The sequence below is a fragment of the Streptomyces africanus genome (genome assembly GCF_030816955.1).
Lineage (GTDB): Bacteria > Actinomycetota > Actinomycetes > Streptomycetales > Streptomycetaceae > Streptomyces > Streptomyces africanus.
Genome location: NZ_JAUSYP010000001.1, coordinates 1,374,740 through 1,401,292, shown reverse-complemented (window position 1 = coordinate 1,401,292; position 26,553 = coordinate 1,374,740). Strand labels below are relative to the sequence as shown.

Annotated in this window: 26 protein-coding genes and 1 riboswitch; of the genes, 18 read left to right on the top strand and 8 right to left on the bottom strand. The window is 71.5% G+C overall.

What is annotated here, in order from left to right; translation table 11 throughout:
• The first annotated feature begins 60 nt into the window (after positions 1-60).
• Positions 61-191: riboswitch (FMN riboswitch) on the top strand.
• Positions 192-336: 145 nt separating this feature from the next.
• The 9 genes from QF034_RS06590 (at position 337) to QF034_RS06550 (ending at position 7,692) form a co-directional block, all read left to right on the top strand.
• On the top strand, positions 337-945 hold the full coding sequence (locus tag QF034_RS06590) for a riboflavin synthase (RefSeq protein WP_307174043.1): 609 nt from the start codon (positions 337-339) through the stop codon (positions 943-945).
• Positions 942-1,586 (top strand): nicotinamide mononucleotide transporter family protein, encoded by a 645-nt coding sequence (locus QF034_RS06585; protein ID WP_307174042.1) that lies wholly within the window; start codon positions 942-944, stop codon positions 1,584-1,586. Before QF034_RS06590 ends, QF034_RS06585 begins: the two co-directional genes overlap by 4 nt.
• Positions 1,583-2,872, top strand: a complete 1,290-nt coding sequence (locus tag QF034_RS06580) for a bifunctional 3,4-dihydroxy-2-butanone-4-phosphate synthase/GTP cyclohydrolase II (RefSeq protein ID WP_307174041.1) — start codon at positions 1,583-1,585, stop codon at positions 2,870-2,872. The genes QF034_RS06585 and QF034_RS06580 overlap by 4 nt, the downstream gene beginning before the upstream one ends.
• A 20-nt stretch (positions 2,873-2,892) precedes the next feature.
• Positions 2,893-3,378 (top strand): 6,7-dimethyl-8-ribityllumazine synthase, encoded by a 486-nt coding sequence (ribH, locus tag QF034_RS06575; RefSeq protein WP_010046367.1) that lies wholly within the window; start codon positions 2,893-2,895, stop codon positions 3,376-3,378.
• Between the two features lie 34 nt (positions 3,379-3,412).
• The gene (locus QF034_RS06570) at positions 3,413-3,685 is read left to right on the top strand and encodes a phosphoribosyl-ATP diphosphatase (RefSeq protein ID WP_010046365.1); all 273 of its coding nucleotides are present in this window, start codon (positions 3,413-3,415) and stop codon (positions 3,683-3,685) included.
• Between the two features lie 45 nt (positions 3,686-3,730).
• Positions 3,731-4,579, top strand: a complete 849-nt coding sequence (gene hisG, locus QF034_RS06565; RefSeq protein ID WP_020273518.1) for an ATP phosphoribosyltransferase — start codon at positions 3,731-3,733, stop codon at positions 4,577-4,579.
• Positions 4,580-4,592: 13 nt separating this feature from the next.
• A complete protein-coding gene (locus QF034_RS06560) occupies positions 4,593-5,048 on the top strand; it encodes a PH domain-containing protein (protein ID WP_307174040.1) in 456 nt (151 codons plus the stop codon).
• A 239-nt stretch (positions 5,049-5,287) separates the two neighbouring features.
• On the top strand, positions 5,288-6,619 hold the full coding sequence (locus tag QF034_RS06555) for a hemolysin family protein (RefSeq protein ID WP_307174039.1): 1,332 nt from the start codon (positions 5,288-5,290) through the stop codon (positions 6,617-6,619).
• Positions 6,616-7,692: a hemolysin family protein gene (locus QF034_RS06550; RefSeq protein WP_307174038.1), complete on the top strand. Its 1,077-nt coding sequence runs from the start codon at positions 6,616-6,618 to the stop codon at positions 7,690-7,692. Before QF034_RS06555 ends, QF034_RS06550 begins: the two co-directional genes overlap by 4 nt.
• Positions 7,693-7,738: 46 nt before the next feature.
• Here QF034_RS06550 and QF034_RS06545 read toward each other — a convergent pair whose 3' ends face one another.
• Positions 7,739-9,601 (bottom strand): AAA family ATPase, encoded by a 1,863-nt coding sequence (locus QF034_RS06545; RefSeq protein ID WP_307179818.1) that lies wholly within the window; start codon positions 9,599-9,601, stop codon positions 7,739-7,741.
• A 432-nt stretch (positions 9,602-10,033) separates the two neighbouring features.
• Positions 10,034-10,690, bottom strand: a complete 657-nt coding sequence (locus QF034_RS06540; protein WP_307179817.1) for a uridine kinase family protein — start codon at positions 10,688-10,690, stop codon at positions 10,034-10,036.
• Positions 10,691-10,913: 223 nt separating this feature from the next.
• On the opposite strand from QF034_RS06540, the gene QF034_RS06535 reads away from it, so the two are divergent.
• The 3 genes from QF034_RS06535 (at position 10,914) to QF034_RS06525 (ending at position 13,296) form a co-directional block, all read left to right on the top strand.
• Entirely contained in the window at positions 10,914-12,293 is a 1,380-nt protein-coding gene (locus tag QF034_RS06535) for a C39 family peptidase (protein ID WP_307174037.1), read from the top strand.
• Between the two features lie 109 nt (positions 12,294-12,402).
• Complete coding sequence (locus tag QF034_RS06530) at positions 12,403-12,543, top strand: SCO1431 family membrane protein (RefSeq protein ID WP_307174036.1); 141 nt, start codon at positions 12,403-12,405, stop codon at positions 12,541-12,543.
• A gap of 96 nt (positions 12,544-12,639) precedes the next feature.
• On the top strand, positions 12,640-13,296 hold the full coding sequence (locus QF034_RS06525) for a TetR/AcrR family transcriptional regulator (RefSeq protein ID WP_307174035.1): 657 nt from the start codon (positions 12,640-12,642) through the stop codon (positions 13,294-13,296).
• A 52-nt stretch (positions 13,297-13,348) separates the two neighbouring features.
• Here QF034_RS06525 and QF034_RS06520 read toward each other — a convergent pair whose 3' ends face one another.
• Entirely contained in the window at positions 13,349-14,614 is a 1,266-nt protein-coding gene (locus QF034_RS06520; protein ID WP_307174034.1) for a glycoside hydrolase family 18 protein, read from the bottom strand.
• Between the two features lie 330 nt (positions 14,615-14,944).
• On the opposite strand from QF034_RS06520, the gene QF034_RS06515 reads away from it, so the two are divergent.
• Entirely contained in the window at positions 14,945-16,117 is a 1,173-nt protein-coding gene (locus tag QF034_RS06515) for an acyl-CoA dehydrogenase family protein (protein WP_307174033.1), read from the top strand.
• Between the two features lie 379 nt (positions 16,118-16,496).
• On the opposite strand, the gene QF034_RS06510 is transcribed toward QF034_RS06515, so the two are convergent.
• On the bottom strand, positions 16,497-16,931 hold the full coding sequence (locus QF034_RS06510) for a hypothetical protein (RefSeq protein ID WP_086564322.1): 435 nt from the start codon (positions 16,929-16,931) through the stop codon (positions 16,497-16,499).
• Between the two features lie 269 nt (positions 16,932-17,200).
• On the opposite strand from QF034_RS06510, the gene QF034_RS06505 reads away from it, so the two are divergent.
• From QF034_RS06505 to fxsA, 4 genes are all read left to right on the top strand, one after another.
• Complete coding sequence (locus QF034_RS06505) at positions 17,201-17,641, top strand: Lrp/AsnC family transcriptional regulator (protein ID WP_010046337.1); 441 nt, start codon at positions 17,201-17,203, stop codon at positions 17,639-17,641.
• A gap of 77 nt (positions 17,642-17,718) precedes the next feature.
• Positions 17,719-19,320, top strand: a complete 1,602-nt coding sequence (locus tag QF034_RS06500; RefSeq protein WP_307174032.1) for an amidohydrolase — start codon at positions 17,719-17,721, stop codon at positions 19,318-19,320.
• Positions 19,321-19,855: 535 nt separating this feature from the next.
• On the top strand, positions 19,856-20,659 hold the full coding sequence (locus tag QF034_RS06495; RefSeq protein WP_307174031.1) for a polyprenol monophosphomannose synthase: 804 nt from the start codon (positions 19,856-19,858) through the stop codon (positions 20,657-20,659).
• Positions 20,660-20,753: 94 nt separating this feature from the next.
• Positions 20,754-21,329, top strand: a complete 576-nt coding sequence (fxsA, locus tag QF034_RS06490) for an FxsA family membrane protein (RefSeq protein ID WP_307174030.1) — start codon at positions 20,754-20,756, stop codon at positions 21,327-21,329.
• A 148-nt stretch (positions 21,330-21,477) separates the two neighbouring features.
• Here the strand turns inward: fxsA and QF034_RS06485 are convergent, their stop codons facing one another.
• The 4 genes from QF034_RS06485 to yczE form a co-directional block, all read right to left on the bottom strand.
• On the bottom strand, positions 21,478-21,852 hold the full coding sequence (locus QF034_RS06485) for an RNA polymerase-binding protein RbpA (RefSeq protein WP_003977404.1): 375 nt from the start codon (positions 21,850-21,852) through the stop codon (positions 21,478-21,480).
• 266 nt (positions 21,853-22,118) lie between these two features.
• Positions 22,119-23,465: an MFS transporter gene (locus QF034_RS06480; protein WP_307174029.1), complete on the bottom strand. Its 1,347-nt coding sequence runs from the start codon at positions 23,463-23,465 to the stop codon at positions 22,119-22,121.
• A gap of 47 nt (positions 23,466-23,512) precedes the next feature.
• Entirely contained in the window at positions 23,513-24,280 is a 768-nt protein-coding gene (locus QF034_RS06475) for a glycerophosphodiester phosphodiesterase family protein (protein WP_307174028.1), read from the bottom strand.
• The gene (gene yczE / locus QF034_RS06470) at positions 24,277-24,930 is read right to left on the bottom strand and encodes a membrane protein YczE (protein WP_307174027.1); all 654 of its coding nucleotides are present in this window, start codon (positions 24,928-24,930) and stop codon (positions 24,277-24,279) included. The genes QF034_RS06475 and yczE overlap by 4 nt, the downstream gene beginning before the upstream one ends.
• Before the next feature lie 98 nt (positions 24,931-25,028).
• On the opposite strand from yczE, the gene QF034_RS06465 reads away from it, so the two are divergent.
• Positions 25,029-26,528: an SCO1417 family PLP biosynthesis transcription factor gene (locus tag QF034_RS06465; RefSeq protein WP_307174026.1), complete on the top strand. Its 1,500-nt coding sequence runs from the start codon at positions 25,029-25,031 to the stop codon at positions 26,526-26,528.
• Positions 26,529-26,553: the final 25 nt, after the last annotated feature.

Here is a 26,553-nt window from a genome sequence, read left to right as displayed (position 1 = left end):
CCACACCGATCGCCCGTCTGGGCATCGATCAGGCGTGGCAGACTAGGCATGTATCAGTAGCAGCGCACTCCGGGGTCGGTGAAAGTCCGAACCGGCGGTTACAGTCCGCGACCCGGTCGCTTCCAGCGGCCGGTTGACCAGGTGAAATTCCTGGACCGACGGTTAAAGTCCGGATGGGAGGCAGTGCGCGGCGAGCGGGCATACATGCGCGCCGCCGAAGAAGTCCGTCCTCGCGGCGGACTCCGTCCGGCGTCGTTCCCAGTGTCCTCGCTCGTATCACCTGTCGTCATCGACAGCCCCGGAGTCCGTGCCCGAAGAGGCAGGAGGACCCGGGAAGTGTTCACCGGAATCGTCGAAGAGCTGGGCGAGGTCACCGCCGTCGAGACCCTCGACGACGCCTGTCGCTTCCGTCTGCGAGGCCCCGTCGTCACCCAGGGCGCGAAACACGGCGATTCCATCGCCGTCAACGGCGTCTGCCTCACGGTCGTCGACCACGAGGGCGACGAGTTCACCGCCGACGTGATGGCCGAGACCCTCAACCGCTCCAGCCTCGGCGCGCTCCAGGCCGGCTCCCGCGTCAACCTCGAACGCCCCATGGCCGTCGGCGAACGCCTCGGCGGGCACATCGTGCAGGGTCATGTGGACGGCACCGGCGAAATCCTGGAGCGCAAGCCGTCCGACAACTGGGAGATCGTGAAGATCTCCCTCCCCGCGGACCTCACCAGGTACGTCGTCGAGAAGGGCTCCATCACCGTCGACGGCATCAGCCTCACCGTCGTCGACGCCGGCCCCGACTACTTCACCGTCAGCCTCATCCCCACCACCCTCGACCTGACCACGCTCGGCCACAAGCAGCCCGGCGACCCGGTCAACCTCGAGGTGGACGTCATCGCCAAGTACGTCGAGCGGATGCTGGGCGACCGTGTGCAGGGGGCGGCCAAGTGAACTGGCTCAACTCCGAGGCGTTCACGCTCTTCGGCCAGCACATCAAGTGGTCGGACATGATCGGCAACGTGATCGGTCTGATCGGCCTCGCCTTCGGCTGGCGGCGTTCGCTGTGGACCTGGCCCGCCCAGTTCGTCTCCGGCCTGATCCTCTTCGCGGCCTTCGCCACCGCCCATCTCTCCGGCAGCGCCGGCAAGCAGGTCGTCGTGATGCTCGTCGCCACGTACGGCTTCTGGCAGTGGAACCGCGGCCGGCAGCAGGCCCAGGACGGCTCCATCGCCGTACGGTTCGCCACCTGGCGCGAGCGCGGGGTGCTGGCCGGGGCCGCCGCCCTCGGCACCCTCGCGGTCGGCGGCCTGTTCACGGCCTTCCCGGCCCTGTCCTGGGACCCCTGGCCGGACGCGTACATCTTCGTCGGCACGATCGTCGCGATGTACGCCCAGGCCCGCGGCATGGTCGAGTTCTGGTTCGCCTGGCTGCTGGTCGACCTGGTCGGCGTCCCGCTGAACTTCGCCAACGGCTTCGCCTTCTCCGGCTTCGTCTACGTCATCTACGGCGCGCTCGTCCTGTGGGGCCTGCGCGACTGGTGGCTGCGTTCGCGCGCGGCAGCACAGCCCACCCTGGAAGGAGCGCCGGCATGAGCACGGCACCGATCCTGTACGGCACCGACGGCTTCGAGGACCTCACCCTCGACCCGGTCGAGCAGGCCATCGCCGACATCGCGGCCGGCCGCCCGGTCGTGGTCGTCGACGACGAGGACCGGGAGAACGAGGGCGACCTCGTCATCGCCGCCGAGAAGGCGACCCCCGAGATCGTCGCCTTCATGATGAGCGAGTGCCGCGGCCTGATCTGCGCGCCCATGGAGGGCGACGAACTCGACCGGCTGCGCCTGCCGCAGATGGTCGAGGACAACACCGAGTCGATGAAGACCGCGTTCACGGTCTCCGTCGACGCCTCCGCCGCGCACGGCGTGGGCACCGGCATCTCGGCCGCCGACCGCGCCACCACCCTTCAGCTGCTCGCCGACGGCGCCGCCCAGCCCGACGACTTCGTCCGCCCCGGCCACATCTTCCCGCTGCGTGCCAGGCCCGGCGGGGTGCTGACGCGTAACGGCCACACCGAGGCCGCCGTCGACCTCGCCCGCCTCGCGGGTCTGCGCCCGGCCGGCGCGATCGTCGAGATCGCGGGCGAGGACGGCACGATGCTGCGCCTGCCCGAGCTGATCCCCTTCGCCCGCAAGCACGGCCTGACGATCATCTCCATCGAGGACCTGATCGCCTACCGCCGCGGCAGCGAACCCACCGTCCGCCGCGAGGCCAGGACCCAACTGCCCACCGCGCACGGCACCTTCACGGCCTACGGCTACCGCTCCACCGTCGACGGCGTGGAGCACGTCGCCCTGGTGCACGGCGAGATCGGCGACGGCCAGGACGTCCTCGTGCGCGTCCACTCCGAATGCCTCACCGGTGACGTCTTCGGCTCCGCCCGCTGCGACTGCGGCCCCCAGCTCGACGCCTCGCTGGCCCGTATCCAGGCCGAGGGCCGGGGAGTCGTGGTCTACCTGCGGGGGCACGAGGGCCGCGGCATCGGCCTGATGTCCAAGCTGCGCGCCTACGAACTCCAGGAGCGCGGCCGCGACACCCTCGACGCCAACCTCGAACTCGGCCTGCCCGCCGACGCCCGCGACTACGCCGCCGGAGCCCAGATCCTCGCCGACCTCGGCGTGCGCGGCGTCCGCCTGCTGACCAACAACCCCGACAAGACCGACGCGCTCACCCGCCACGGCATCGTGGTGAAGACGCGCGTGCCGATGCCCGTGAGCGCCGGCGAGCACAACCTCCGCTACCTGCGCACCAAGCGGGACCGGATGGGCCACGACCTGCCCTGGCTGGACACGACCACCGTGCCGGCCTGCGGCAACCAGTAACAGAGCACAAAAGGAGAGACGTGAGCGGCAAGGGTGCACCGGAGCTGTCCGTACGCAATGTGGGTGACCTCAGGGTCGCCGTCATCGCGGCGCAGTGGCACGAGAAGGTGATGGACGGTCTGGTCGACGGCGCCCTGCGCGCCCTGCACGACCTCGGAATCGACGAGCCGACCCTCCTCAGGGTCCCCGGCAGCTGGGAGCTCCCGGTCGTCGCCAAGGTCCTCGCGGGCCGCGGCTACGACGCGATCGTCGCCCTGGGCGTCGTCATCCGCGGCGGCACCCCCCACTTCGAGTACGTGTGCCAGGGCGTGACCCAGGGCCTGACCCAGGTCTCCGTCGACACCGGCGTCCCCGTCGGCTTCGGCGTGCTGACCTGCGACACGGAGGAGCAGGCCCTGGACCGCGCCGGCCTGGAGGGGTCGAACGAGGACAAGGGACACGAGGCGGTGACGGCGGCGGTGGCGACCGCGGCCACCCTCCGCTCAGTATCCGAACCCTGGCGCTGACGAAGGGCACCCGTGGCATAGGCTGAGCGTCACCATGTCCAAGAAGACGTTCGAGGAGCTCTTCACCGAGCTCCAGCACAAGGCCGCCCATGGCGACCCCGCCACTTCCCGCACCGCAGAACTGGTCGAGAAGGGCGTCCACGCCATCGGCAAGAAGGTCGTCGAAGAGGCCGCCGAGGTCTGGATGGCCGCCGAGCACGAGGGCAAGGAGGCGGCCGCCGAGGAGATCTCGCAGCTGCTGTACCACGTCCAGGTGATGATGGTCGCCCGCGGCATCTCCCTCGACGACGTCTACGCCCACCTGTAAGCCGCACCGTTCCCGTAAGACACCCACGCAAAGGAAGCCGACCTCATGCTGCGCATCGCCGTCCCCAACAAGGGTTCCCTGTCAGGCCCTGCGGCGGAGATGCTGCATGAGGCCGGCTACCAGCAGCGCCGGGAGTCCAAGGAACTGCGGATCGTCGACCCGACCAACGAGGTCGAGTTCTTCTACCTCCGCCCCCGCGACATCGCGATCTACGTCGCCTCCGGCCAGCTGGACATCGGCCTCACCGGCCGGGACCTGCTCATCGACTCCGGCGCCGACGCGGAGGAGATCCTCGCCCTCGGCTTCGCCCGCTCCACGTTCCGCTACGCCGGCAAGCCCGGCACCATCAGCGGCCTGGCGGACCTGGCGGGCAAGACCGTCGCCACCTCCTACGAAGGCATCGTCGCGGCCCACCTCGCCGAGCACGGCATCGACGCCTCCGTCGTCCACCTCGACGGCGCCGTCGAGACCGCCATCCAGCTCGGCGTCGCCCAGGTCATCGCGGACGTCGTCGAGACCGGCACCTCGCTGCGCAACGCGGGCCTGGAGGTCGTCGGCGAGCCGATCATGCAGTCCGAGGCCGTCGTGATCCGCCGCACCGGCGCGGACGGCGACGACCCCAAGGTGCAGCAGTTCCTGCGCCGCCTCCAGGGCGTCCTGGTCGCCCGGACGTACGTGATGATGGACTACGACTGCCGCGTCGAGCAGCTGGAGAAGGCCGTCGCCCTCACCCCCGGCCTGGAGTCGCCGACCGTATCCCCGCTGCACAACGAGGGCTGGGTCGCCGTCCGCGCGATGGTCCCGGCCAAGGAGGCGCAGCGGATCATGGACGACCTGTACGACATCGGCGCCCGGGCCATCCTGACCACGGCCATCCACGCCTGCCGTCTGTGAGAGGCGCGCACTGATGTCCGATCTGCCCACCCTGCCCGTCACCTTCCGGCCGGGCAGCACCCGCGCGGTGCTGCTCAGCGCCGCCGTCGCGATCCTCGTGGTGATCACGGCCGTCGCCATGCTGCTGAAGCAGCTCAGCCCCGCCGAGCGCCTGAGCTTCATCGCCACGGCGCTCCTGCTGGACGCGGTGCTGCTTCTGCTGGCGCGGCCCAAGGTCGTCGCCGACGAGTCCGGCGTCACTGTGGTCAACCTCACGAACAAGCGCCGGCTGGAATGGGCCGAGATCCTCCAGGTGACCCTCCGGCCGGGCGACCCCTGGGTGTTCCTCAACCTCAGCGACGGCACCAGCCTGCCCGCGCTGGGCATCCAGCCGGGCATCGCCCGGCAGCGCGCGATCGCCGACGCCCGGGCCCTGCGGGCGCTCGCCGAGGCCCGTTCCATCGCGGACCCCGAGCGGCCTCAGGGCTGACTCGGGGGATCCACAGGGCCGCCGCCACTGCCGCACCGGGCCGTGTCTTGATTAATCTGTTGGGCGGAGGCGCGAACGGATGCGCCTTCGCCCCTGTCGCCCCGCCCGGTGCGCCCGGGGCTCCAGCTAACCGAGGAGTGACCCCCTCCGGCGATGGACGGATCGTCCTGCAGTACCTGCGCCGCCCCCTGCCGACATAGCGCGGACCGTGTCCGCGACCGTGCGGAGGCGGCGGCATCATGACCATCCCCCTGCTGCTTCTGGCAGCCGCGTTCCTGCTGATTCTGGCCAACGGATTCTTCGTCGCGGCCGAGTTCGGACTCGTGACGGTCGAGCGGCCGGAGGCCGAGAAGGCCGCCGCCGAGGGCGACCGGCGCGCCCACCGCGTCGTCGAGTCGCTCAAGGAGCTGTCCTTCCAGCTCTCCGGCACCCAGCTGGGCATCACCATCACCTCCCTCGTCGTCGGCATGCTCGCCGAACCGGCGCTCGCCGAGCTGCTGCACGGCCCGTTCACCTCGATCGGCGTCCCCGAGGGAGCCGTCTCCGGTGTCACGGTCGTCGTCGGCATGCTGCTGGCCTCCGCCGTGCAGATGGTGATCGGCGAGCTCCTGCCCAAGAACTGGGCGGTCTCCAGGCCGCTCCAGGTAGCGCGCTTCGTCGCGGGCCCGCAGCACGTCTTCGCACGGCTCTTCCGGCCGGTCATCGCCGGCCTCAACGCCGTCGCGAACCGGCTCGTGCGCGCCCTGGGCGTCGAGCCCGCCGAGGAGCTGGCCTCCGCCCGCACCCCCGGCGAGCTCGTCTCCCTCGCCCGCCACTCGGCCCGGGCCGGCGCCCTGGAACAGGACACGGCCGACCTCTTCGTGAGGACCCTGTCGCTGGGCGAGCTGACCGCGCAGCACGTGATGACGCCGCGCGTGAAGGTCAGCGCCCTGCAGTCCTCGGCCACCGCCGAGGACGTGGTCAACCTGACCCGCGCCACCGGCCTGTCCCGCTTCCCCGTCTACCGGGAGAGGATCGACGAGGTCGTCGGCATGGTCCACCTCAAGGACGCCCTGGCCGTGCCCGTGCGGGACCGGCTGCGCACGTCCGCCGGCCGCATCGCCCGCCCGGCGCTGCTCGTCCCCGAGACTCTGCCCGTACGGCCGCTGCTCGCCCGCCTGCGCAGCGAGCAGCCGATCGCGGTCGTCGTCGACGAGTACGGCGGCACGGCTGGTGTCGTCACGCTGGAGGACATCGTCGAGGAGATCGTCGGCGAGGTCCGCGACGAGCACGACGGACACGACCTGCCCGAGCTGGCCTCCGCGCCGCCGGAGGACGGCAGGCCCGCCTGGGACGTCGACGGCAGCTGCCGGGTCGACATCCTCCAGCGCATAGGCCTCGACGTACCCGAAGGCCCGTACGAGACCGTCGCGGGTCTGATCGCCGACCTGCTGGGCCGTATCCCGGCCGTCGGCGACAAGGCGGAACTGCCCGGCTGGCGGCTGTCGGTCCGCCAGGTCGGCCACTACCGCGCCGAGCGGGTCCGCCTGGTCAGAACGGCTCCCGTCGCCGTGGTGGAGGCCGCCCGATGAGCGTGCTCCAACTGACCTTCGCCGCACTCCTGGTGCTTCTCAACGGCTTCTTCGTCGGCGCCGAGTTCGCGCTCGTCTCCGTACGCCGCAGCCAGATCGAACCCCTCGGCACCGCCCGCTCCCGGCAGGTCCTCTACGGTCTGGAGCGGCTGCCGCAGATGATGGCCGCGGCCCAGTTCGGCATCACGATCTGCTCCCTCACCCTCGGGGCGGTCGCCGAACCGACCGTCGCGCACCTCCTGGAGCCGGTCTTCGAGTGGATCCACCTGCCGCAGGGCGTGATCCACCCGCTCACCTACGTCATCGCCCTCGCCGCCGTGGTCTTCTTCCACCTCGTCATCGGCGAGATGGTCCCGAAGAACCTGGCGATGGCGGCCCCCGAGAAGGCCGCGCTGTGGCTCAGCCCCGGCCTGGTCTGGTTCGCCCGCTTCTGCAAGCCGATCACCGCCGCGCTCGGCGCCGTCTCCCAGGGCATCCTGCGGCTCTTCCACGTCGAGCCCAAGGACGAGGTCGAGGCCGTCTTCACCAGTGAGCAGCTCAACCGGCTCGTGGAGGACGCCGGCCAGGCGGGCCTGCTCGACCCCGAGGAGGCCGAAAGCCTGGAGGACGCCCTGGAGCTGGGCTCCCGCCCGGTGACGGACGTCCTGCTCAAGCGCGAGTCACTGGTGACGGTCAGCCCGTCGGTCACCCCCGGCCGCATCGTCGAGCTCACCGCGCGCACGGGGTACTCCCGGTTCCCGGTCGTCGCGGAGAACGGTGTGTTCATGGGATACCTGCACGTCAAGGACGTCCTCGACCTGGAGCACTCGGACCGGGCCGTGCCACAGCAGTTGTGGCGCTCCATGACGACGCTGCGGTCCGAGCTCCCGCTGGACGACGCGCTGACCGTGATGCGGCGGGCGGCGACACATCTGGCCCAGGTGGCGGACGGGTCCGGGAAGGTGCTCGGGCTGGTCGCGCTGGAGGATGTGCTGGAGCTGCTGGTGGGGGAGGTGCGGGATCCCGCGCACCGGGAGGTCCGCGAGGTGAGACTGACCGAGCCGAGGTCCGGCGAGGAGGTACTGGCGACGTAGGCCCAGCTGCGGGCAATCGTGCCTCCCCCAGCCCCTACGCCAGTTCCTACAGTCCGGGCGGATCCTGCGGCCCCCGCCCGGACAGCACCTCTCCGTACGCCTGCATCAGATCCGGCAACCGCAACGTCGCCAGGTCCTCCCTGCCCAGCGCCCCCGGACAGACGGACAACCGCAGATCCCGGTACGCGCAGCTCTTCTCGTACAGCGTCCGCAGGAACCGCCCGTTGCCCAGCTCGTCGATCCACCCCTGGTCCACCACATGCCCGGCGATCGACCGCAGCTCGTCGAGGGCCTCCTCGTCCCACAGGTCGCCGTTCTCCGCGGCGAGCACCTTGCCGATCTCGGTGAGTTCCAGGGGCCGGTAGGAGGGGAAGTCGACGCGGGTGGTGAAGCGGGAGGACAGCCCGGGGTTGGCGGCGAGGAGCCGGTCCATGCCCTCGGGGTAGCCGGCCAGGATCACCACGAGATGGTCGCGGTTGTCCTCCGCCCGCTTCAGCAGCACCTGGAGCGCCTCGTCGCCGTACGCGTCCCCCTTGCCGTAGCCCGAGTTGGACAGCGAGTACGCCTCGTCGACGAAGAGCACGCCGCCGAGCGCCGAGTCGATCAGTTCGTTCGCCTTCACGGCGGTCTGCCCGAGGTACTCGCCGACCAGGTCGGCCCGCTGGGCCTCCACGAGATGGTCGCCGCCGAGCAGGCCGAGCGCGTAGAAGACGCGGCCGAGGATGCGGGCGACGGTGGTCTTGCCGGTGCCCGAGGGGCCGGAGAAGACGAAGTGGCGTTTCGGCGGCTGGACCGGCAGGCCCTGCCCGGCCCGCAGCCGGGCCATGTTCAGCTGCGCCGACAACGCCTTGACCTGGCGTTTCACCGGTTCCAGACCCACCATGCGCTCAAGCTCGGCGAGCGCCTCCTCGAGTAACACGGGGTCGGTGGGACCGGCGGGCAGCGACGGGGCCGGGCCGGTCCGCGAGCGCACCGTGGGGTCGGTCACCGGCGGCAGGGGAGCGGAGGCGGGCGTTTCGGGATCGGGCAGTCTCAGGTCACGGCCCTCGGCGCCGAAGAGCGGGTCGAATCCGTCCGGTCCGTCCGCGGCGTCCTGGCCGGCGCCGGTGAGGGTGATCGCCGCGAGGTCCGTGGCCTCGTCGTAGCCGTCGCCCTCAGCGATCGCGGCGAGCCGGGCCGCGGTGTCCATGAAGGCCGGGTCGACGCGGTGCACGGCCCGGTACAGGGGGAGCGCGGCGGCGCTGCGGCCGGTGCCCTCGTGCGCCCGGGCCAGCCAGTAGCGCAGTTCCTTGCGCTGGGGCTGCTCGCTGCGGCAGCGCATCAGCGCGGCGGACAGCAGTGGTTCGGCCTGCCCGTACATCTCCAGACGGACCCGGGCCATGCCGCCGAACAGGCCGGCCTCGATGCCGAGCATCGGATCGTCGAGGAGCGGGTCGGTGTGCCGGACCAGCTGCTCCCAGTCCTTGACGAGATAGGCGCGGCAGGCGTGCAGGAAGCGGACCTGGGCGTCGGTGTCCACCGGAGGCAGCCCGGCGAGGGCGCGGTCCAGCTCGGGGACGTGGCGGCCGTCCAGCCAGTGGGAGGCGTGCGCGAGCAGCAGATCGCGGGGGCTCTCCAGCACGGGCTGTACCCACCAGCCCAGCCAGTACCAGGAGTTGAGGGCGCGACGGTAGCGGGTGCGCTGCTCGCCGAAGCGGTCCCGGTGGCGGAACATCCTGAGCAGCGCGGTCGTCGTGTCGACGCGCAGCGCGTGCAGCCCGAGCCAGGCGTCGGCCATCCCGGAGTCCATCCGCACGGCGGCGCGGAACTCCTCCTCCGCCTGCGGATAGGCGCCCATGGTGTAGGCGTCCACGCCTCGCAGCCAGGCGAGGTCGGCCGGGGCCTGCGGGCCCTGCGTGCCGAAGTCCATCACGTCCCCCACGAACCGTGCCCCCGTCGGTATGCCAACGAGCCGTCCCCCGGCCGGCTGCCCTGCTCGAACCGCTATGCCACGGACCGGAGTTGCAAGGTGTGCGAAGCAACCGTCCGTAGGTCGCAACGAGGGCATCGTACCTGCGCGGGCGGCGCCCCCGTAGGGTGCCGTACGGGGCGTTCGGCGAGGTGGGAGCGGATGCGGCACACTCCCGCACGGTGACCGAGGGTGAGCACGTGGCGCCGCGCGGCGCCCGGAAAACAGTAAGAAGACAGAACGAAGCCCCCGATCACGGGGGAACAACCGGGGGCTTCGCGTCTGTGGGCGGCTCCGAATGGCCGCACATTGAGAACGTAAGACCTGTACGGGCCCCCGGTCAAGCCGAGTTGAAGCACTCCGGCAAGTTGTTCCGCAAGGCCCTTCACAAGTTCAGCACACTGCGGGCGGTCCGTCACCGTGCGTGAGGGGCTGGTCCGGTCCAACCGTCCCAGCAGGTCCCGGAAGTACCTCATACCCCTTCTCTCGCTGGCGTACCAGAAGGTCGGCGAACGGCCGCGAGGGATCGTCGGCGAAATGCCGGCGTTCCGCCGGTGCCCATGCGTCCCAGAACTCCCGCTGTTCCTCCCCGTCCCGTGAACGACCCCGCGCCCAGGCCTCCGCAGGGGGCAGCTCCATCCACAGCAGCAGGGCCAGGCGGGGCCGCAGCGCCCGGCGCCCCGCGCCGACGCCCTCCACGAGAACCACCGGAGCGGGCGGCAGGGGGCGCGGCGTACCGAAGCGGCGAGATCGCCAGTCGTAGGGGGCGTAGTGCGCGGTCCGGCCCTGGGCCAGGGGCTCGATCACCTGGTCCAGCAGGCGTCCGGTCCAGTCGAACAGTTCGTCGTGGGTGGCGATGTCGTCGAGGCGCAGCACCGGCGCGCCGCCCAGCGCCGCGGCCAACTGCCCGGCGAACGTGGTCTTCCCGGAGCCGGCGTGCCCGTCGACGCCGACGAGGCGGACCGGGCCGCAGGAGGGCGGAAGGCGGCGGATCCGGGAGGCCAGGTCGCGGACGGCGGGCCCCGGTACGGGGCGGAAGGGCGGATTCATCTCGCGCAGCACTCTAACCACGGTGTCCGCGGCGCCCGCCAGTGGTCGACGCCAATATTGGTAGGCGTGGCGCGGGCCGAAGTGCTGGCGGGACCCGGCGGGCTGTGCTCCTATGTGGCGCATACATGTGTGCTGCCCCTATGGGGCGTCCACACGTGTGCGACCGACCGTGCAACGGACCTGCCCCACCCCTGTCCGACTCCGACTTCCGGGGGTCCCCGCCATGCGCAGAGCCGAACAGCCCTCCCGCAGAGCCGTCCTGGCCGCCGCGGTCGCCGCCGCCGTCACGGCAGGCGCGGGCCCGGCGGCCGCCGACACCGAGGAGCCCATGACGACCGACACCGCCGAACTCGCCCGCGCGGACCTGGCCCGGACCGTGGACAACCGGGCCTGGACCTCGTACGGCGACTGGCGCGGCGGCACCGCCCACGGCACCCGTGCCGTCGCGGGCGCCCGCCCGGGCGTGGCGATCGCGAAGCCCGCCGGAACCGCCGACTACACGGACCCGCACACCGGCACCACCGCCCGCTGGGAGTTCGGCACCTGGACGTCCCCGGCCCACCGGCTCGCCGTCCCCGCGACGGAGGCGATCGTCTCCTGGAACGCGCACACCCCGGCCGGCACGTGGCTCCAGGCAGAGATCAAGGCCACCTACACCGACGGCACCCGCACGCCCTGGTACGTGATGGGCCGCTGGGCGGCCGGCGACCAGGACATCCGGCGCACCTCGGTCGACGACCAGAGCGACGGCAAGAGCACCGTCTGGACCGACACCCTGGCGATCGACGACCCGTCGACGGGCCTGCGCCTGGCCTCGTACCGGCTGCGCCTCACCCTCTACCGCAAGCCCGGCACCAAGGCCACGCCCACCGTCTGGCGGCTCGGCGCGATGGGCTCCGACGTGCCCGACCGGTTCACCGTCCCGGCGTCCGCGCCCGGCTTCGCCGGGGAGCTGGCCGTCCCGCGGTACTCGCAGGAGATCCACAAGGGCCAGTACCCCGAGTACGACAACGGTGGCGAAGCCTGGTGCAGTCCGACGTCCTCCCAGATGATCATCGAGTACTGGGGCGGCCGGCTCACCCCGGAGCAACTGGCCTGGGTGGATCCGTCGTACGCCGATCCCCAGGTGTGCCACGCGGCCCGCTTCACCTACGACCACCAGTACGCCGGCTGCGGCAACTGGCCTTTCAACGCCGCCTACGCGGCCACGTTCAAGGACCTCCAGGCAGTGGTCACCCGGCTCGGCTCGCTCACCGACCTGGAGACGCTGATCGCGGCGGGCATCCCGGCCATCACCTCCCAGTCCTTTCTGAAGGAGGAGCTGACGGGCGCCGGGTACGGCACCGCCGGGCACCTGATGACCGTCATCGGCTTCACCGCCGAGGGCGACGTGATCGCGAACGATCCCTTCTCGGAGACCAACGAGGCCGTGCGACGCGTCTACCGGCGGCGGGAGTGGGAGAACATCTGGCTGCGGACCAAGCGGTACAACGCCTCCGGCAAGGTCGTCTCCGGCACCGGCGGCGTCTGCTACCTGTACTTCCCGGCCCGCCCGACCGCGGCCCAGCGCAAGGCGCTGACCGCCGTGGGCGTGCGCGTGTGACCAAGCTCTCGGCCACGCAAGCCGCTCCCGATGGCAAAGTGGACAGGCCCTCAAAGTGGACTGACCCCTCGGGGGAAAGTCCGTCCGCATCACGAATCAGCGAGAATTCATGACCGCGCACTCAGTCACCGCAGCCGGCGTCCGTACCGGCGGTCCTCAGGACGACGGCCCGAAGATCGTCGAGCATGTCATGGGCTGGACCCTCGTCGTGGTCGTCGCGATGCTCGTGACCCAGCTCGGGCTGCTGTGACCCGTCGCGGGGTGCTGTGACCTGACCCACGGCCCTGCTCTGCGGCCTGCCATACTGCGGATGTCCCGCCGCCGCCCGTTGGAACCAGGGTCGAAATTGAATATCAGTCAACAGCCTGCCGCGCGTCCCAGAGCCCGCGGCACCGAGCGCTCGCTGGCGCGCCGTGCCGAACTCATCGCAATCGGGCGGAGGTTGTTCGCCGACACGTCCTACGACGCCCTGTCGATGGACGACATCGCCCGGCAGGCGCACGTCGCCAAGGGGCTGATCTACTACTACTTCCAGTCCAAGCGCGGCTATTACCTGGCCATCATCCAGGACTCGGTCACCGACCTGGTCACCCTGGCGGCGAGCGGACACGAACTGCCCCCGGTCGACCGCGTCCAGCGCACCATCGACCGCTATCTGCGCTACGCCGAGCACAACCAGGCCGCGTACCGCACCATCGTCAGCGGCGGCGTCGGCTTCGACACCGAGGTGCACGCCATCCGTGACGGTGTGCGCGAGGCCATCGTCGCCACCATCGCCGAGGGGGCGTACGGCCGCGCCGACATCACGCCGCTGGCGCGCATGGGCCTGCTCGCCTGGGTGTGCGGTGTCGAGGGCACCACCCTCGAATGGATCGACCGCCCCGAACTGCCCCGCGAGACCATGTGCGAGCTGCTGGTGAAGGGGCTCGGCGGCGCCCTGCGCGCGATCGAGGACCTCGACCCCGCCTACCCGGCTCCGCAGGTCGCCCGCCAGGGCGCATGAGAGGGGGGGCGGAGGGGTCCGTCACGGTCCCTCCGCCCCCGGGTGCCCAGGCCTACTTGATGGCCCTGATCAGCTCACCGTTCGCCGTGTCGCCGCTCAGCTCCCAGAAGAACGTGCCGCCCAGGCCCTGCTGGTTCTTGTAGGTCATCTTGGTCGCGACGGTCGTCGGGGTGTCGTAGCTCCACCAGTCGTTCCCGCACTTGGCGTACGCCGTGCCGGCCACCGTCCCCGTCGCCGGGCACTTGGTCTTGAGCACCTTGTAGTCGTCGATGCCCTGCTCGTACGTGCCCGCCGCCGGGCCGGTCGCGGTGCCGCCGGGCGCCGACTGGGTGACGCCGGTCCAGCCGCGGCCGTAGAAGCCGATGCCGAGCAGCAGCTTCGAGGCGGGGATGCCGAGGCCCTTGAGCTTCGCGATGGTCGCCGAGCTGTGGAAGTCCGCCTTGGGGATGCCGGCGTAGGAGGTCAGCGGGGAGTGCGGGGCCGTCGGCCCGGCGGCGTCCCAGGCGCCGAAGTAGTCGTACGTCATCGGGTTGTACCAGTCGACGTACGGGGCGGCGCCCGCGTAGTCCGCCGCGTCGATCTTGCCGCCCGGGGTGGCGTCGGCGGTGATCGCCGCGGTGACGAGGTTCTTCGAGCCGAACGTGGCGCGCAGCGCCTGCATCAGGTTCCTGAAGGCCGCCTTGCCGCTGGTGTCGCAGGTGGCGCCGCAGGCGTTCGGGTACTCCCAGTCGATGTCGATGCCGTCGAAGACATCCGCCCACTTGGAGTTCTCGACGAGGTCGTAGCAGGACCGCGCGAAGGCGGCCGGGTTCTTCGCGGCCTCGCCGAAGCCGCCCGACCAGGTCCAGCCGCCGAAGGACCACAGCACCTTGAGGTTCGGGTGCTTCTGCTTCAGCTTGCGCAGCTGGTTGAAGGTGCCGCGCAGGGGCTGGTCCCAGGTGTCGGCCTTGCCGTCGACGGACTCGGCGGCGGTGTAGGCCCGGTCGGTGGCGGCGTAGGCGTCGCCCATCGCGCACTTGCCGCCGGTGACGTTGCCGAAGGCGTAGTTGATGTGCGTGAGCCGGGCCGCCGAGCCCGACGTCTCGATGTTCCTGACGTAGTACTTGCGGTCGTAGGTGCCCCATTCGGTGAAGTACCCGACGACCTTGGAGCCGGCGGCCTTGGAGTCGGGAGCGGCCTTCGTGCCGGCGGCGGCCTCCTGAGCCGAGGTCGCCGCGGTGGCGGTGGCACCCGCGCCGGCCAGCAGACCGGCGCCGAGGACGGCGCAGCAGGCCGCGGACACGATGGCCCGGAAACGGGAGCGGTGGGGGGTGTGCATCCGATGACTCCTCGTAGGGGAGGGGACGCGTGCCTATTGGCATGAACGCGGTGAATCGGTGGAGCGAAACAGTAGGAGGACTAGACCAGTCCGGTCAATGGTGCGGACCAATTTCGCTTCCCCGGGGGCGCTCGGGTATTTCTTGAAGTAAGCGGTCGTTAACTGGTGACGGGATGCCTCCGATCGGGCATACTCACAGCGCAGAGCCGCTGGTCAGCAGCTTCCGAGACCCGGGACTGCAAGCATCGGCCAGGCACCAGAACGACCCGGCGGCGCCGCCCCCACCCACGGGCCCGTCCGCCAGTGCCCGACAGGGAGGAGAGTGTCGCCATGCCCGACCGCGCCCCGCAGCCGGTGGACCGGCAACTGCCCACGGAGGAGGCCCGGGACCTGATCTCGCTCGTCCGCGACATCGCGCAGCAGGAGATCGTCCCGAAGGCGGCCGAAGAGGAGGACGCCGGCCGCTTCCCGCGCGAGCTGTTCACCCTGCTCTCACGCTCCGGCCTGCTCGGCCTGCCGTACGACTCCGAGTACGGCGGCGGTGACCAGCCCTACGAGGTCTACCTCCAGGTCCTGGAAGAGCTCGCCGCGGCCCGCCTCACGGTCGGCCTCGGCGTCAGCGTGCACTCCCTGGCCTCCTACGCGCTCGCCGCCTACGGCACCAAGGAGCAGCAGGTCGAGCACCTGCCCGCGATGCTCGGCGGTGGCATGCTCGGCGCCTACTGCCTCTCCGAGCCGCACTCCGGCTCGGACGCGGCCGCCCTGCGCACCAGGGCGGTGCGCGACGGCGACGCCTGGGTGATCACCGGCACCAAGGCCTGGATCACGCACGGCGGAATCGCCGACTTCTACACGGTCATGGCGCGCACCGGCGAGGAGGGTCCGCGCGGGATCACCGCGTTCCTGGTGCCCGGCGACGCGCCGGGGCTGAGCGCCGCACCGCCCGAGAAGAAGATGGGCCTGAAGGGCTCGCCCACCGCCCAGGTCCACTTCGACGGCGTACGCGTCACCGATGACCGGCGTATCGGCGAGGAGGGGCAGGGCCTTGCGATCGCCCTGTCCGCGCTCGACTCGGGGCGGCTCGGCATCGCGGCGTGCGCGATCGGCGTGGCGCAGGCGGCGCTCGACGAGGCGCTGGCGTACGCGACCGAGAGGCGTCAGTTCGGCAAGCCGATCGCCGACTTCCAGGGGCTGCGCTTCATGCTCGCCGACATGGCGACGCAGATCGAGGCGGGCCGGGCGCTCTACCTGGCGGCGGCGCGACTGCGGGACGCGGGCCGGCCGTTCGCCGCGCAGGCGGCCATGGCCAAGCTGCACTGCACCGACACGGCGATGCGGGTCACCACCGACGCCGTGCAGATCCTCGGCGGCTACGGCTACACCGCGGACTTCCCGGCGGAGCGCTACATGCGCGAGGCGAAGGTGCTCCAGATCGTCGAGGGCACCAATCAGATCCAGCGGATGGTCATCGCCCGCCATCTCGTGGGTCCAGGGGGACGCTGAACTGGTCCAGGCCCCGCCAGGGCGCCGCGAGCCGCATCCACTCCGGGTCGTGCCGGCCCGGAAGAGTGCGGCCGCGCTCGACCCAGGCCCGCATCAGGTCACGGTAGATCGGCGGGTCCTGATAGCGCGGCGCGGTAGGCCGAACCGATTCTGCGGGCGGCGGGACGAACAGGAGGCGTTGACGCCCGGTCGCTGAGGAGATGGGGGTCATGCCAGGGCAACGCGGAAGAGGCCGGACAGGTCACCCCGGGGCGGAATCGCGCGTGCGTTCAGGGGAGTTCAATACATCTGGACGCACTGATCCCGCACCACGGCAGACTGCGAGCCGTGGTGCGGGGCAGTCACTGGGATGGAGCGAGCGGGCGAAGAGGGCCCGCGCTCAGGCCGCTTGGCGGCGCATGACGGGGACCCTGATGGGGCGCGAGCCCGGCCCGCCGACGTGCGAGAAGGGCTGGGTCCGCCAGTCGAGTCCCTGAGGCAGCGTCAACAGCAGGGCGGTGTCCTGCTCCTGAGGGTCGACGGACTCGTCCGCGGGGCGGGCGTCCGTGGCCCTGCGGCCGGTTCCGGCACAGACCGTGAGTCCGAACGGGTTCCACGGCGAGGCGCACAGCGCGTGCTCCGGCAGGACCTCCTCGTCCGCCAGGAGGGCGATTGGCTGCGCGCAGTCCGGGCATACGACCCGGTACATCTCGAACGTGTCGTAGGCGTCGAGTTCGTCGTCGAAGGTGTCGGGTTCGACGCCCTCCGGCTCGGGCTCGACGACGAGCTGCTGCCGCTTGGGTGCGGTGCGACCTGGGCGCTTAAGACTCTGCATTGGGTTCTCCCCCTCGGGCTGGGCCGTATCAGGCACTGCGGCCTCGACCACAGCAAGCACTTCCCGTCCGCCCTCGGCGGTAATCACGAGAACATTACGGAGACTGTTCGAGCCCTGTGGCGTTCGTCACATGCCGCACGCAGGTGCCCACTGCGGCCGGTTTGTCCCCCGGACGGCTGACCGTCGCCCACCGGCCGGCTCACGAACCGGGCATGGCCCGGGCCGCTCAGGTATCGGAGGAGATCAACCGCACTGTAGGTTCTTGCGCCATGGAGGAGCTGGACCGACAGATCGTGCAGCTGCTCGTCAAGGACGGGCGGATGAGCTACACCGACCTGGGCAAGGCCACGGGCCTGTCCACGTCGGCCGTGCACCAGCGGGTGCGCCGGCTGGAACAGCGTGGCGTCATCCGCGGCTACGCCGCGGTCGTCGACCCGGAGGCCGTCGGTCTGCCCATGACCGCGTTCATCTCGGTCAAGCCCTTCGACCCCAGCGCGCCCGACGACATCGCCGACCGCCTCGCGGACGTGCCCGAGATCGAGGCGTGCCACAGCGTCGCGGGCGACGAGAACTACATCCTCAAGGTGCGGGTCGCCACGCCGCACGAACTGGAGGAACTGCTCGCACGGGTGCGGTCGTTGGCGGGCGTGTCCACACGGACGACGGTGGTGCTGTCCACGCCGTACGAGGCACGGCCGCCGCGGATCTGACCGCCGGGCCTCCCTGTTCGGCTGTTGGGGGTCACCCCTGTTCGTAGCGGTCGGAGTGAGGCGCGAGACTGGTCCTCATGAGTGAGTCCAGTGCCCCGCCGAAGACCGTCCTGCTCCGTCGCGGAGAGGTTCACAGCCCTGCCGATCCGTTCGCGACCGCGATGGTCGTGGAGCGGGGGCAGGTCGCCTGGGTCGGCTCGGAGGGAGCCGCCGACGCCTTCGCGGACGGTGTCGACGAAGTGATCGACCTGGACGGGGCCCTGGTCACCCCGGCGTTCACGGACGCCCACGTGCACACCACCGCCACCGGCCTCGCGCTCACGGGCCTCGACCTGTCCGCCGCCCCCTCCCTCGAGTCCGCACTGGCCCTCGTACGGGACTTCGCCGCCGCCCGGCCGCACGACCGCGTGCTGCTCGGGCACGGCTGGGACACCGCCCGCTGGCCCGGCGGACGTCCCCCGACGCGTGCCGAACTCGACGAGGCCACCGGACACCGGCCGCTCTACCTCAGCCGGATCGACGTCCACTCGGCGGTCGTCACCACGGCCCTGCTCGACATGGTCCCGGACCTCCCGCGCGCGGACGGACCGCTCACCGCCGATGCCCACCACGCCGTCCGCGCCGCCGCGTTCGCGGCCGTGACGCCTCGGCAGCGCACCGACGCCCAGCGCGCCGCCCTCGCGCACGCCGTCTCGCTCGGCATCGGCACGATCCACGAGTGCGGCGGCCCGGAGATCTCCTCCGAGGACGACTTCACCGGTCTGCTGCGGCTCGCCGCCGAGGAGCCCGGTCCGCGCGTCGTCGGCTACTGGGCCGAGGAGGACGTCGCCAAGGCCCGGGAACTGGGCGCGGCCGGCGCCGCGGGCGACCTGTTCGCCGACGGCTCGATCGGCTCGCACACGGCCTGCCTGCACCAGCCGTACGCCGACGCCGACCACACCGGCCGGGCCTATCTGGACGCCGCCGCCGTCGCCGCCCACGTCGTGGCCTGTACCGAGGCGGGCCTCCAGGCCGGCTTCCACGCCATCGGCGACGCCGCGGTGGATTCCGTGGTCGAGGGCGTGCGGGCCGCTGCCGAGAAGCTCGGTCTCGCCCGCATCCGGGCCGCCCGCCACCGGATCGAGCACGCCGAGATGCTCACGCCCGAGACCGTCGCGGCCTTCGCCGAGCTCGGTCTCACCGCCTCCGTCCAGCCCGCCTTCGACGCCCTGTGGGGCGGCGCGGACGGCATGTACGCGCAGCGGCTGGGGGCCGAGCGGGCCCGTACCCTGAACCCCTACGCGGCGCTGCTGCGCGCCGGTGTGCCGCTCGCCTTCGGCTCCGACAGCCCGGTCACACCCCTCGATCCCTGGGGCACGGTGCGCGCCGCCGCCTTCCACCGCACGCCGGAGCACCGCATCTCCGTGCGCGCTGCGTTCACGGCGCACACGCGCGGCGGCTGGCGGGCCGTCGGACGGGACGACGCGGGCGTCCTGGCGCCGGGGGCGCCCGCCGACTACGCGGTGTGGCGCACCGGCGAACTCGTGGTCCAGGCCCCGGACGACCGGGTCGCGCGCTGGTCGACCGATCCCCGCTCCGGCACCCCGGGACTGCCCGACCTGACCCCGGGCCGCGACCTGCCCGTCTGCCTGCGGACCGTGGTGGGCGGACACACGGTGTTCGTACGGCCGGGCGAGTGATCTACGGGGGTGGCGCGCACACGATCGTGCGCCGCGCCCCTGGCGTGCGACCTGCGCATCCTCCGCGCTGACCAGGGCTTTGCCGAACGATGCGCAGGTCAAATGGCTGTTGACAGGCGGCCGCAGGGGGCCGGTAGGTTCGGCCGAGTCCACCACCGGACGCCCGACCGGGGTACGTCCGCCCACTCGCCGCAGCGCCGCCGGGTCAGGGACGGTGTGCCGCACCGGGGCACCGCCACTGGGAGCCAGGCTCAGGCCGGCGCGGCGCCGAGGGAACGTTCCGGCCGGTCGGGGAGGTGTGACCCCGGGTGGGGCCCGGGCGCTCAGTAGACAACGGCTTTCGGTCGATCCGCAGCCGGCGGATCCCAGGTCGGCCCGAAGGGCGCCGGGCCCCCATCCGCCGTACGCTCGCCCCCGGAGGCGCGCTCTTACCCGGGTCTTGTGGATTCGACACCACGATTCGAACGGCCTATCACGTCATCGCAGGCCGGGCCCACTATGGTGGACCCCTGCGTACGGACATGAAGGGGCATCAGTGAACGACGGCGACGGAACCCTCGCGGCAGGAGCCCAGGGGAGGAAGTTCGGCCCGCTCGGCACGGCCTTGGTGATCATCCCGACCTACAACGAGGCGGAGAACATCAAGAGCATCGTCGGCCGGGTGCGCGAGGCCGTCCCCGAGGCGCACGTACTCGTGGCCGACGACAACAGCCCGGACGGCACGGGCAAGCTGGCCGACGAACTGACCGTCGACGACGACCACGTCCACGTGCTGCACCGCAAGGGCAAGGAGGGCCTGGGCGCCGCCTACCTCGCGGGCTTCCGCTGGGGCCTGGAGCACGACTACGGCGTGCTGGTCGAGATGGACGCCGACGGCTCCCACCAGCCCGAGGAACTGCCCCGTCTGCTCACCGCCCTGAAGAGCGCCGACCTGGTGCTCGGCTCGCGCTGGGTGCCCGGCGGCCGGGTGGTGAACTGGCCGAAGTCCCGCGAGGTGATCTCCCGGGGCGGGAGCCTCTACTCCCGGCTGGCGCTCGACCTGCCGCTGCGCGACATCACCGGCGGCTACCGCGCCTTCCGCCGGGAGACCCTTGAGGGCCTCGGCCTCGACGAGGTCGCCTCCCAGGGCTACTGCTTCCAGGTCGACCTCGCCCGTCGCGCGGTCAAGGCCGGCTACCACGTCGTGGAGGTGCCCATCACCTTCGTCGAGCGTGAACACGGCGACTCCAAGATGAGCCGCGACATCCTCGTCGAGGCCCTGTGGCGGGTCACGGCTTGGGGTGTGGGGGAGCGGGTCGGCAAGGTCACGGGGCGCGGCGGCAAGCCGTCGACGTCGTAACCGGCACTGCGCGCTCCCTCCTCGCCCGCCGCTCACAGAAACACCTGATCGGGGCCTTATCCCGCGCTGAGCCGGGCCCAGGCACACTGGAGACATGACGACTGGCGCTCAGACCCCCGGTAATCCCGCCCGGCCCCGGCGCTCCCGGCTGCGTACGTTCCTGCCGCTGGGGCTCGCCGCGTGGCTCGTCCTGGAGATCTGGCTGCTCATCCTGGTCGCGGGGGCGTCGAGCGGGCTGGTGGTGTTCCTCGTCCTGGTGGCGGGGTTCGTCCTCGGCTCGGTCGTCATCAAGCGGGCGGGCCGGCGGGCCTTCCGCAACCTCTCCGAGACGCTGCAACAGCAGCAGAGCGGCGTGATGCCCGCGGAGGCCCGGCCGAACAGCGAGGGCAACGGCCTGATGATGCTGGGCGGACTGCTGCTGATGATCCCCGGCCTGGTGTCGGACGCGGTGGGTCTGCTCCTGCTGCTGCCCCCGGTCCAGAAGGCCGTGAGCCGCACGGCGGAGCGCACCTTCGAGCGCAAGCTCCGCGAGGCCGACCCGGGCACCCTGGGCGGCGCCTTCCAGCAGGCCCGTATGCACCGCCCCGACGGCAAGGTGGTCCAGGGCGAGGTCATCAGGGACGACCGGGGCGACGCAGCGCAGGAACCGCGGCCGCCGCTGACGCACTGATCCGCGGGAACGCACGGCGCACTGATCCGCGGGCACGCACGCCGCACCATCCGCAAGAAGGCATGACAAAAACCGCGGGCGCCGTACTTCACGTACGGCGCCCGCGGTCCTTGACGCGCTGTAACTTTCGGCCAGACCCCGGAGGGACTTACGCCGACTTGCGGCTGTCTCGGGGATGAACCGCGATGTTCATCGCCCCGGAGCGCAGAACCGCCAGGCGCTCCTCGAGGACCTCTTCGAGTTCCTCACGGGTGCGCCGCTCCATCAGCATGTCCCAATGCGTACGCGCGGGCTTGGCCTTCTTCTCTTCAGGGCCATCGCCGTCCACGAGGAGTGCCTGGGCCCCGCAGACCTTGCACTCCCACTCCGGCGGGATCTCCGCCTCGACCGAGAAGGGCATCTCAAACCGGTGCCCCTTCTCGCATGCGTACTCCACGGCCTGGCGCGGGGCCAGGTCGATGCCGCGGTCCGTCTCGTAGCTGGTCACCACGAGGCGCGTGCCGCGAAGAGCTCGCTCACTCATGAATCGTGCCTCCCGGGCTTGTCGCCCACAGGACAGGTGTCGCTGTCGTCGTCATCCGGTCAACGTCCGGTCGGCGGTAAAGATTCCCGTTCCGAGTCCCGTTCCGGGTCATGCGTCGCCGTCGTAGCCGCCCTTGTTGTACCCACCAGCGCCCGGTTTGTCACATCTGCTAGCAGATGTAACCCAGCGTTTCGGCATCTTTGACGCGCAGTAACGGTACGCCTGGCAGGCCAAACGCGTACACTACAGCCCTTTCGCGCCGAGCGCTAAATTCTGTCAGGAACCGGGTTCCCCGCTTCTTCGATCGCACGCCGCACCGGAACCCGCGCGAGCAGGGCGAACCCGATGACGAAGAAGCCCACCAGCGAGATGATCGCGTCCCGATAACTCCCGGTCAGCTGGTAGGTGAGCCCGAACACCAGCGGCCCGAGCCAGCTCATTCCGCGGTCGCTCATCTCGTACGCGGAGAAGTATTCGGCCTCCTTGCCGGGCGGGACGAGATGGGAGAACAGGGACCGGGACAGGGCCTGACTGCCGCCGAGGACCAGGCCGATGCCGGCGGCCAGGGCGAAGAACCACGCCGGTGCCCCGGCCGGCAGGAAGAACCCGGCCGCCAGCGTCACCGTCCACGCCACCAGCGAGCCGAGGATCGTGCGCTTGGCGCCGTAGGTCCGGGCCAGCCGGCCCATCGTCAGCGCTCCCACCACCGCCAGTACCTGCACCAGCAGCACGGCGCCGATCAGGGTGGACTGGCCGAGGCCGAGCTCCTCGGAGCCGTAGACCGAGGCCTGGGAGATCACCGTCTGGATGCCGTCGTTGTAGACGAGGTAGGCGAGCAGGAAGGAGAGGGTCAGCGGGTGCCGGCGCATGTCGCGGACGGTCGCCGCGAGCTGCCGGAACCCGGGAAGGGCCGCCTCCCGGGCGGCGGACCTGCGATCGCGGAGCCGGATCAGCGGGATGAGGGTGAACGCGCCCCACCACAGGCCGGCCGACGCCAGGCAGATGCGGACCGCCGTGCTCTCGGAGACGCCGAAGCTGTCGTGCCCGGTGTAGAGGGCCAGGTTGACGACGAGGACCAGCGAGCCCGCCGCGTAGCCGAAGGCCCAGCCGCGGGAGGAGACCGCGTCCCGCTGCTCGGGCGGGGCGATCTGCGGCAGGTAGGAGTTGTAGAGCATCATCGCCACGGACTGCGCGGCGTTCGCGACGATCAGCAGCGCCCCGCCGAGCAGATAGCGGTCGCCGTCCAGGAAGAACATCGCCGTCGTGGCCGTGGCCCCCAGGTAGGCGGCGGTGGCGAGGAGGGGTTTCTTGCGGCCGGTGCGGTCGGCGGCGGCGCCCACCAGGGGCATCACCAGCACGGCCACGATCACCGACAGGGACACCGAGTACGCGAAGAAGGACCCGGCCCGCACCGGGATCCCGAGGGGGTGCACGTACCCGTCGGCATCGGCCGCCGACTCGGCGACCGACGTCAGATAGGGGCCCAGGAACACGGTGAGCACGCTCGTCGAATAGACGGAGCAGGCCCAGTCGTAGAAGTACCAGCCGCGCTGCTCGCGCCTCAGTCCCGCGGCCCCGTCGGCCGCCTCCGGACGCGCGGTGTCGGTGCCCACCCGTGCCCTCGCCTCCCCGTGAACGCGCAGAGGCGACCGGCCGGGTCTCAGACCCAGACGCCGCGGTCCTCCATGACCTTGCGCAACGTGTCGATGTGATCGGTCATGATGCCATCCACGCCGAGGTCGAGAAGCCGGTGCATGCCCTCCGGGTCGTTGACGGTCCACACGTGCACCTGGAGCCCGCGCGCGTGGGCGGCGCGGAGGAAACGGTGGTCCACGACCTGGATGCCGGACTGGATCTCGGGCACCTGGGCGGCGACCGCCGAACGGCGCACCGCGGCCGGCAGCCCCCAGGAGCGCAGCCGCAGGTTGAGCACTCCCCGGGTGCCGTACGAGGTGGCCAGGCGCGGGCCGGCCAGCCGCTGGGCGCGCACCACCCGCGCCTCGGAGAACGAGCCGAGGCAGATCCGGTCCCAGGAGTTCGTCCGGCCGACCAGGTCGAGGAAGGGCAGCAGGGCGGCCTCCGCCTTGACGTCGACGTTCCAGCGGACGTCCGGGAAGGTCTCCAGGAGCTCCTCGAAGAGCGGCACCGGCTCCTCGCCCGCCACGCGCGCGTGGCGCACCTCCTGCCAGGGCAGGTCGGCGATCCGGCCCGCGCCGTCCGTCACCCGGTCCAGGGTCGCGTCGTGGAAGGCGACGAGTGCGCCGTCCCGGGTGGCGTGGACATCGGTCTCGATGTACCGGTAACCCGCCTCGACGGCGCACCGGAACTGCCGCACGGTGTTCTCCAGGCCGTCCGCGGCCCCGCCCCGGTGGGCGAAGGCGATCGGGCCGGGATGGTCGAGGTAGGGATGGCGTATCCGCGGGGTCACGGACGCAGTATCGCTCCTCGGGGTTGACCGGTGGCAACGACCGTGCTGCCGCCGGATGCCGCGGGGACGGCGAACACGCGCAGGAACAGCTGGGCCAGCGGGCCGATCGCCACCGCGTACAGGAGGGTGCCGACCCCGACGGTGCCGCCCAGCGCGAAGCCGGTCGCCACGACCGTGAGCTCGATGCCCGTGCGCACCAGGCGGATCGAGACGCCCGTGAGCTGGTGGAGGCCCGTCATCAAACCGTCGCGCGGGCCAGGGCCGAAGCGGGCCGCGATGTACAGGCCGGTCGCCGCGCCGTTCAGGACGATCCCCGCCGCCAGCAGGGTCACGCGGAGCGCCCAGCCGTGCGCGTCGGGCACCAGGGCCAGCGTCGCGTCCATCGCCATGCCGATGACCAGCACGTTGGAGATCGTGCCCAGGCCCGGCCGTTGGCGCAGCGGGATCCATGCGAGCAGCACCGCGGCGCCCACGATGGTCAGCACGACGCCGATGGACAGACCGGTCCGCTCGGCGAGGCCCTGGTGCAGGACGTTCCACGGCTCCAGTCCGAGGCCCGACCTGACGAGCAGCGCCGAACTCGCGCCGTACAGAACGAGACCGACGTAGAGCTGCGTCAGACGCCGGGCGAGCCGCCGCTGCGTGGACATGATGTGCCCCCCTGGTGGTAGTGGACTGATGCATGACACCCTGTGGCTTGGATGGAGAGGCCATCCATGGCCAATCCGGGGAAGGTGGACTGATTCTCATGGCGCAGTGGACCTCGGCCGTGGGTGCGACTCAGCTCGCGCGGCTGCTCAACTCCCAGCACGACCGCCCGGCAGGGCCCGGCACGCGCCGGCCGCCCGCCTACCGCGCGCTCGCCGACGGCGTCCGCCTGCTGGTGCTCGAAGGGCGGGTCCCGGTGGCCGCCCGGCTGCCCGCCGAGCGGGAACTCGCCCTCTCCCTGTCCGTCAGCCGTACGACGGTCGCCGCCGCCTACGAGGCCCTGCGCAGCGAGGGTTTCCTGGAGTCCCGGCGCGGCGCGGGCAGCTGGACCGCCGTACCGGCCGGGAACCCGCTGCCCGCGCGCGGGCTGGAACCCCTGCCGCCGGAGGCCCTCGGCTCGATGATCGACCTGGGCTGTGCGGCGCTTCCGGCCCCGGAGCCGTGGCTGACCCGGGCCGTGCAGGGCGCGCTGGAGGAACTGCCGCCGTACGCGCACACGCACGGCGACTATCCCGCCGGGCTGCCCGCGCTGCGGTCGATGATCGCCGAGCGCTACACCGCGCGCGGGATACCGACCATGCCCGAGCAGATCATGGTGACGACCGGGGCGATGGGCGCGATCGACGCGATCTGCCATCTGTTCGCCGGGCGGGGCGAGCGCATCGCCGTCGAGTCGCCCTCGTACGCCAACATCCTCCAGCTGATGCGGGAGGCCGGGGCCCGGCTCGTGCCCGTCGCGATGGCCGAGGGACTCGCGGGCTGGGACATGGACCGCTGGCGGCAGGTCCTGCGGGACGCCGCGCCCCGGATCGCCTACGTCGTCGCCGACTTCCACAATCCGACCGGTGCGCTCGCCGACGAGGACCAGCGGCGGCGGCTGGTCGACGCGGCCCGGTCCGCGGGGACCGTGCTGATCGCCGACGAGACGATGAGCGAGCTGTGGCTCGACCCGGACGTGCGGATGCCGCGGGCGGTGTGCGCTTTCGATCCGGCCGGGTCGACGGTGATCACCGTGGGGTCGGCGAGCAAGGCCTTCTGGGCCGGGATGCGCATCGGGTGGGTGCGGGCCGCGCCCGACGTGATCCGCAGCCTGGTCGCGGCGCGGGCGTACGCGGACCTCGGTACGCCGGTGCTGGAGCAGCTGGCCGTGAACTGGCTGTTCGGCACGGGCGGCTGGGAGCAGGCCGTCAGGATGCGGCGGGAGCAGGCGCGGGAGAACCGGGACGAGATCGTGGCGGCGGTGCGGCGGGAGTTGCCCACCTGGGAGTTCGAGGTGCCTCGGGGCGGCCTGACGCTGTGGGTGCGCACGGGCGGTCTGTCCGGCTCGCGGCTCGCGGAGGCGGGGGAGCGGGTGGGCCTGCGGGTGCCGTCCGGACCGCGCTTCGGGGTCGACGGGGCGTTCGAGGGGTATGTGCGGTTGCCGTTCACCGTGGGGGGTGCGGTGGCCGAGGAGGCGGCCGCGCGGCTGGCTGCGGCGGCGCGGATCGTGGAGGACGGGGGTGTGGGGGCCGGCGAGTCGCCGCGGACGTTCGTGGCGTAGGGCCGGGCCAGCCGGGCCAGGCCGG

Excerpts from the sequence above, each read along its gene's own strand:
- QF034_RS06580 (WP_307174041.1), top strand. The coding sequence starts at position 1,583 with ATGAGCACGGCACCGATCCTGTACGGCACCGACGGCTTCGAGGACCTC.
- QF034_RS06570 (WP_010046365.1), top strand. The coding sequence starts at position 3,413 with ATGTCCAAGAAGACGTTCGAGGAGCTCTTCACCGAGCTCCAGCACAAG.
- hisG (WP_020273518.1), top strand. The coding sequence starts at position 3,731 with ATGCTGCGCATCGCCGTCCCCAACAAGGGTTCCCTGTCAGGCCCTGCG.
- QF034_RS06560 (WP_307174040.1), top strand. The coding sequence starts at position 4,593 with ATGTCCGATCTGCCCACCCTGCCCGTCACCTTCCGGCCGGGCAGCACC.
- QF034_RS06555 (WP_307174039.1), top strand. The coding sequence starts at position 5,288 with ATGACCATCCCCCTGCTGCTTCTGGCAGCCGCGTTCCTGCTGATTCTG.
- QF034_RS06550 (WP_307174038.1), top strand. The coding sequence starts at position 6,616 with ATGAGCGTGCTCCAACTGACCTTCGCCGCACTCCTGGTGCTTCTCAAC.
- QF034_RS06545 (WP_307179818.1), bottom strand. The coding sequence starts at position 9,601 with ATGGACTTCGGCACGCAGGGCCCGCAGGCCCCGGCCGACCTCGCCTGG.
- QF034_RS06540 (WP_307179817.1), bottom strand. The coding sequence starts at position 10,690 with ATGAATCCGCCCTTCCGCCCCGTACCGGGGCCCGCCGTCCGCGACCTG.
- QF034_RS06535 (WP_307174037.1), top strand. The coding sequence starts at position 10,914 with ATGCGCAGAGCCGAACAGCCCTCCCGCAGAGCCGTCCTGGCCGCCGCG.
- QF034_RS06530 (WP_307174036.1), top strand. The coding sequence starts at position 12,403 with ATGACCGCGCACTCAGTCACCGCAGCCGGCGTCCGTACCGGCGGTCCT.
- QF034_RS06520 (WP_307174034.1), bottom strand. The coding sequence starts at position 14,614 with ATGCACACCCCCCACCGCTCCCGTTTCCGGGCCATCGTGTCCGCGGCC.
- QF034_RS06515 (WP_307174033.1), top strand. The coding sequence starts at position 14,945 with ATGCCCGACCGCGCCCCGCAGCCGGTGGACCGGCAACTGCCCACGGAG.
- QF034_RS06510 (WP_086564322.1), bottom strand. The coding sequence starts at position 16,931 with ATGCAGAGTCTTAAGCGCCCAGGTCGCACCGCACCCAAGCGGCAGCAG.
- QF034_RS06505 (WP_010046337.1), top strand. The coding sequence starts at position 17,201 with ATGGAGGAGCTGGACCGACAGATCGTGCAGCTGCTCGTCAAGGACGGG.
- QF034_RS06500 (WP_307174032.1), top strand. The coding sequence starts at position 17,719 with ATGAGTGAGTCCAGTGCCCCGCCGAAGACCGTCCTGCTCCGTCGCGGA.
- fxsA (WP_307174030.1), top strand. The coding sequence starts at position 20,754 with ATGACGACTGGCGCTCAGACCCCCGGTAATCCCGCCCGGCCCCGGCGC.
- QF034_RS06485 (WP_003977404.1), bottom strand. The coding sequence starts at position 21,852 with ATGAGTGAGCGAGCTCTTCGCGGCACGCGCCTCGTGGTGACCAGCTAC.
- yczE (WP_307174027.1), bottom strand. The coding sequence starts at position 24,930 with ATGTCCACGCAGCGGCGGCTCGCCCGGCGTCTGACGCAGCTCTACGTC.
- QF034_RS06465 (WP_307174026.1), top strand. The coding sequence starts at position 25,029 with ATGGCGCAGTGGACCTCGGCCGTGGGTGCGACTCAGCTCGCGCGGCTG.